The 5,157-nt window shown below is 55.5% G+C and carries 5 protein-coding genes; 1 reads left to right on the top strand and 4 read right to left on the bottom strand.

Annotation, left to right across the window (positions count from 1 at the left end; all coding sequences use genetic code 11):
• Nucleotides 1-530 precede the first annotated feature (530 nt).
• The gene (locus tag ASE26_RS21770) at nt 531-836 is read right to left on the bottom strand and encodes a hypothetical protein (protein WP_055933601.1); all 306 of its coding nucleotides are present in this window, start codon (nt 834-836) and stop codon (nt 531-533) included.
• Nucleotides 837-848: 12 nt separating this feature from the next.
• Nucleotides 849-1,685, bottom strand: coding sequence for a hypothetical protein (locus tag ASE26_RS30860; RefSeq protein ID WP_156398071.1), 837 nt, complete (start codon nt 1,683-1,685; stop codon nt 849-851).
• Between the two features lie 411 nt (nt 1,686-2,096).
• On the opposite strand from ASE26_RS30860, the gene ASE26_RS21765 reads away from it, so the two are divergent.
• The gene (locus ASE26_RS21765) at nt 2,097-2,300 is read left to right on the top strand and encodes a hypothetical protein (RefSeq protein WP_055933598.1); all 204 of its coding nucleotides are present in this window, start codon (nt 2,097-2,099) and stop codon (nt 2,298-2,300) included.
• 192 nt (nt 2,301-2,492) lie between these two features.
• Here ASE26_RS21765 and ASE26_RS30855 read toward each other — a convergent pair whose 3' ends face one another.
• Both ASE26_RS30855 and ASE26_RS21760 read right to left on the bottom strand, forming a co-directional pair.
• Nucleotides 2,493-2,888, bottom strand: coding sequence for a hypothetical protein (locus tag ASE26_RS30855; protein WP_156398070.1), 396 nt, complete (start codon nt 2,886-2,888; stop codon nt 2,493-2,495).
• Between the two features lies 1 nt (nt 2,889).
• Nucleotides 2,890-5,157 (bottom strand): RHS repeat-associated core domain-containing protein (locus ASE26_RS21760; RefSeq protein WP_229208198.1); only part of this gene is annotated, 2,268 nt, incomplete at its 5' end.

Here is a 5,157-nt window from a genome sequence, read left to right as displayed (position 1 = left end):
ATCGCAGCCCAGGCAATGCCGCCGCCGATTCCGGTGGCGTGGACTTGGCGCCGACTCCAGCCCAGGCATTGCTGAATAACGATTTATTCAGACCGGACCCTTTAGGCTCAATGGCTTACCGAGATTCGCGCGGCCAAGCGTTTAACAGAGCGCAGCGAAGCGTTTAACGCGAAGGGCCAAGCGCAGCGCGGCTCGCCGCAGAAACCGGAGGTTGCGTGATGTGTGATAGACCGGCAGGGGTGGCGGGGACTCCCCGCGCACCCGCCCAGTACCGCTTCTTGCTGGGGCTTTCCCTCGGCAGAAGATTTTTACCCACCACGACTGAGATACGAACAGCATACGGATAGCATACGAACAGGATACGGACAGGATACGGACAGTATTCAAACGTCCACAGGGCCGACGTGGGACTGCCTAATTTTCTGCCCGTATCGGTTTGTCGGCACCCGTGCCTGACTGCCCCCGCGCCTGAGAGGTCGTCGGGATTGCCGAACAACACGAGTACCGGAAGGCTGTCCCCTGTTGTTATGTCATGGTGCCTCATACACCAAGAACTCAACACTAATAGGCGTCCGCCTTTTGATTCTTGTACTTGTAGGCACGTTCAACGCCTGAAGAGCTTGCCTTATAACGAGCAAAGCATCATCGAACTGCTGCTCGACGGCCTCTACATCGATGATATAAACGCCCATCCCCCCACCGCCCCCCGTAACTTCGCCCAAGCCGCTAGCAGACAATGCTTCTTCCAGCGGATCTTCTATTTCGTCTCGGCTCTCGATACCAATAGCGGATGCATCAGCCACATTTATAACAACTTCCACGAACACATCACTCATCTCAGTCACCTCTTAATGTTTTAAATCTTCACTATAGTCGGAAATCTTTTCTCGAACTTCCGCAGCTTTAGCAGGCTTGCTGCTCAACGGAGGACTCTTTGGGTCATTCAATAGGCTGGCGCCTTCCCGCATACGTTGCTCGTAAAGCACGCCTTCAGCTCCCTTATTCGCAGATGCGCTACCCTGGGTCGCACGAACTTCAGGTATCAGTCCAGGATTTGCGTCATAGACATCATGACCTTTAGCCAGACGTTGTTTCATCACTTGCTCTGGCGTCCCCTTACCGCTTGCACGTCCCACATACACAACCTCACCAGCAGCATTTTTGAATTCATATGTGATGAATGTTTTCGGTTTCACCACGGTCTTCGTTCCCGAAGGTGCCGGTTCAACAGAAATGTCCTTTGTCGGGCCTTCTTTCGTAATTCCCGCATCTGACCGCGCAGCTTCTGTCGGTGGCGGCCGTGGCGCTTCCTTCACTGGAGATTTAGACGGGATCGAATCTCTTTCCACTCCTGGAATTCTCGGAATCTCAGTTTTGGGGAAACGTAAAGTACCCACAACAACAGGCCCAGCAACCTCGCCGCCTTCAAATCCAAGTCCGAGTCCGGCACCGAAATCGTTTCCAGCGTTGCGCCGCTCTGCCGCTTTCGAAACAGTCACGTTGATGGACGCGTCAATCCTGTCCTTGACCAAACGTGGCTGCAGAAGAACCTCAGCAACGGCCTTGCCACGCTCGGTCATTCGGTCCGCGCCGCCTTTATTGCCACCCACCGCCAGTCCCGCATCAACAATAAATGCGCCGGTTCCGTACACCGCTTTAGCAACGCCAACCGGAGCACCGACCACACCGCCAACAGCCGCGCCAGTGTAGTACGCAGCGTCGTTGCCAAACTGTCTTACGCTGTAGTAACCCGTCAGATCAATGAAGGTCGTCGGATTTGCATACGCATAGAGGTAAACTTTGCGCGCTGACGCGAGCGGTCGTACCGCATGCCATTTTTGCTAGACGCATCAATGGCTTACGGGCGAACGCGCGGGAGATTTTGTTTTTAAAGAGCGGAAATTTTCTAGACGCGAGTTTGGCCGATAGCGCCCGTTGTCGCAAGGGTGCGTTACTGCGTAACAGCGCCTTTTCCGATGGACCTTCACAGTTTTTTAGCTGCACGATGTGCTCGATGCACGCAGCGAAAGCGCCGTCATCGTTCCAGTCAGCAGGATTTTCCTTGGCGTCGGGCTCGAGGGCGGCGGCGCATCCCGGTGTCGGCCCTGCCGGTGGTGGCGAAGGTGTTGAATGTGTCGCTCGATGAGCTGTTCGGCACGGAATGCCACTTAGGGCGCGGCAAGCGCGGACCGGCATCGCAACTCGAACGCAATATCGAGCGCATCAGCGAGTTGCCCAAGCAGAAGCAGCGCTTTGTGATGGAAATGCTTGAAGCGGTGCTGACTCAGGCCAACGCTTAGCGCACTTTCTTAGCAGCTAAAAACGTAATCCGTACCCGGAACCCGCGCCAAGCAGCAGCGGGTTGGGGACGGTTTTTTTCTTTGAAAGAAGAACAGGCGCAGCCAGTTCCCGCCTAGTCAGAGGGCATGCTCGATATTTCCCAGGAACAGGGGTCTGTCCCTGTCCCTACGTTACTGGCTTGAAATTTTCCGTCATCCGTTTGACCAGGAAGTCGGATATAAATTCTTCTTCAAGAACTCATGAAATTGCTCCGCATCGGCCTGACATTCAAAATAGCCCAACTCCACCTTTCCATCAATTGATTTTCGTATCAAATTTAACCAATTTAGAATCGGGTGATTTCTTTCCATTCTCCAATTCCACGCCTCATCACCTCTTGTATGAATATCGACCGAGAAACAATTTATTCCAAAATTGGCAATAAAAATCCTATCAATCGTAGCTCTTGGAATTGCTCCTTTTCCGGATTTTAATGTATATCTAATTGCATGTTCATCTACAAGTACACTCCCCACAATTTTGGGCGTCGAACTAACGCTAAGTTCCATAAAACTCGTGGTTTCAACATCAATCGACAGTACGTACATCTTACAAATCCTCGTTCTTTATTGAATCGTAAATCTTACGGGGCTGAGCAATTAGGCCAGCAGCCGGTGGCTTAACGCCAGCGGCTCTTGCAACGGCACAAGCAAAAGTCGCACATTGACTGGTAAAGAGCTGGTAACCAAGCTTTCCAGAAGCCAATTTCGCCTCAGTCGCGCTAATTTTTGCCAGCGCTGCTGCGCCTTGTGCAGCGCTAATATCATAAGTCTTCAACGCAGACTTGGCGCTTTCCAAATAAGCGGAATCGTCGAGAAGTATTCCGCGCATACCTTTGATCGGATCAGTCAAGTTATCGAACCCAGGGATTCCATCGGATTTCAACGGCCATAATCCTCTCGTAACAGCAGGACCTTCGGGCGGACGAACTGAAACGAATGCATGCCCTATTTTATCGCCGTCACTATCGAGTTTTGCCCCAACGGTCAATTTCCATGACGGAATGGATTGTTCCGCAGGCACACTCTTATTAGATAGCCGCGAACCACCAATACCAAGGTCTCCGCTTTCTCGTGTCAGCAGTTCCTTGGTAGCCTTTCTTACACTTTGGGCGGCAGAATTAACTGCTTCAGCCGTCTTACGCACTGTTTCTGTTGCAGCAACTTTCCCTACAATCGGCCCTACTAAAGGTGCCGCGCCGCCGAACCCAACACCTGCGCCGGTCGCAATGACAGTGCGTCGAACATCATAATTCTCCTGCAACCCTGCAGCTATGTTAATCCCTTGAGTCGTCGCATCGGTCCCGCCAGCCGTGAGGCCACCAACCCCGGCCCCGATCAACGCCTTGCTTCCCAGCGAGGTCACAGAACTGGCACCAACTCCGCCTATGGCAACGCCTGCGACGTTGACGGCTACGATAGCGGCGCCGCCGCCTATTCCACGTGCTGCATATTGGCCGCCGCTGATCTGTCCTTCGTCGTACAAATCCCGTACTGGGTCATGCACAGTAGCAAAGCCAAAAGTCGCTGCTGCGTATGCTCCCTTGGCTAACGCCCACCCAGCGCAAGAAAAGGCCCCACAACCCTCGGCAGCCTTGTCAATGTTGGCGAAGATCGATTCGTAACCATTCAGGTCGACATAGACGGTTGGATTCCCATACGCATAGAGGTAATGGTGCAGCGACAGCGGAGTGCGCCACTCGCCTTCGTACGGGTCTTGTGTGATGAATCGGCCCAGTTGCGGGTCGTAGTAACGGGCCTGGAAGTAAATCAGGCCGGTCTCTGCATCCATCTGGTGACCGGTGTAGCCGAACTTGTTGGCGCTCTGACCGGTCGATTCGGTGATGTTGCCGAAGGCGTCGTAAACAATTTCACTCTTCAGCTTGCCGGTGCCGTCGGTGGTGGCAACGATCGAGCCCAACGCGTCGCGGTGCAGTGCCTGGCTGCCGTCGTCGCGGTGCCACATGCCGACCGGGTGGCGGCCGTCGTTATCGTAGCGTGCGATGACTTCGCCGCCACTGTCACGGTCCTGGAAGGCATTGCGGCCGTCCCACAGGGTGCGCAGCTTGACCGGTGGTGCGCCCGGCTGCAGTGGGTCCTTGGCCTCCTTCTCGATACGCAGGCCGGCGTGGTCGTTGCTGTAGCGGCCCAGCATGGTGCCGTTGCGGGCGACCGAGATCAGATTGTCGTTGCCGTTGTAGCGGTAGATGGTGCTGTCGCTGCCCTGCTTCTTCTCGGTCAGGTTGCCTTCGCCGTCGTAGTTCAGCGTGGTGATCACGCCGTTGTCGTTGCCGTTGTAGCGGTAGATGGTGCTGTCGCTGCCCTGCTTCTTCTCGGTCAGGTTGCCTTCGCCGTCGTAGTTCAGCGTGGTGATCACGCCGCTGCCRTCGTCGATGGTCTTCAGCTCGTTGCGYGAGCCGTAGGTCGAGGTGCGCTTGSTYACCGTTGGCGCGCCGCCGTTTGCCGTGGTGGTCACGGTTTCGGTCAGGCGGTTGGCCATGGCGTCCAGGCCGAAGTCGGTGGCAACCGACTTGGCGGCGCTGGCGGTCACGGTTCGGGTCAGGCGGTCGGCGCCGTCGTAGTCGTAGCTGGTGACCTGGGCGCCGGCGACGCGGTTGATGGTCTCCTTCTTGCGGTTGCCGTTGCTGTCGTACTCGTAATCAGTGCGCGACAGGTTGCTGCCGCCTTTCTGGTGCAGCACGCTGCTGACGCGGCCGGCCTTGTCGTARTTGAAGACGCTGGCCACGCCGTTGTTGTAGTCGATGCGCGTTTCCAGGCTGGAGCGGTCGTAGCTGTAGCTGGTCACGCCCGAYTTGCC

It is taken from the genome of Duganella sp. Root198D2, from assembly GCF_001428585.1.
In the GTDB taxonomy this organism is placed as follows: Bacteria; Pseudomonadota; Gammaproteobacteria; order Burkholderiales; family Burkholderiaceae_D; genus Rugamonas.
The sequence above is the reverse complement of the archived record's forward strand: the minus strand, read 5'-3'. Positions and strand labels throughout refer to the sequence as shown.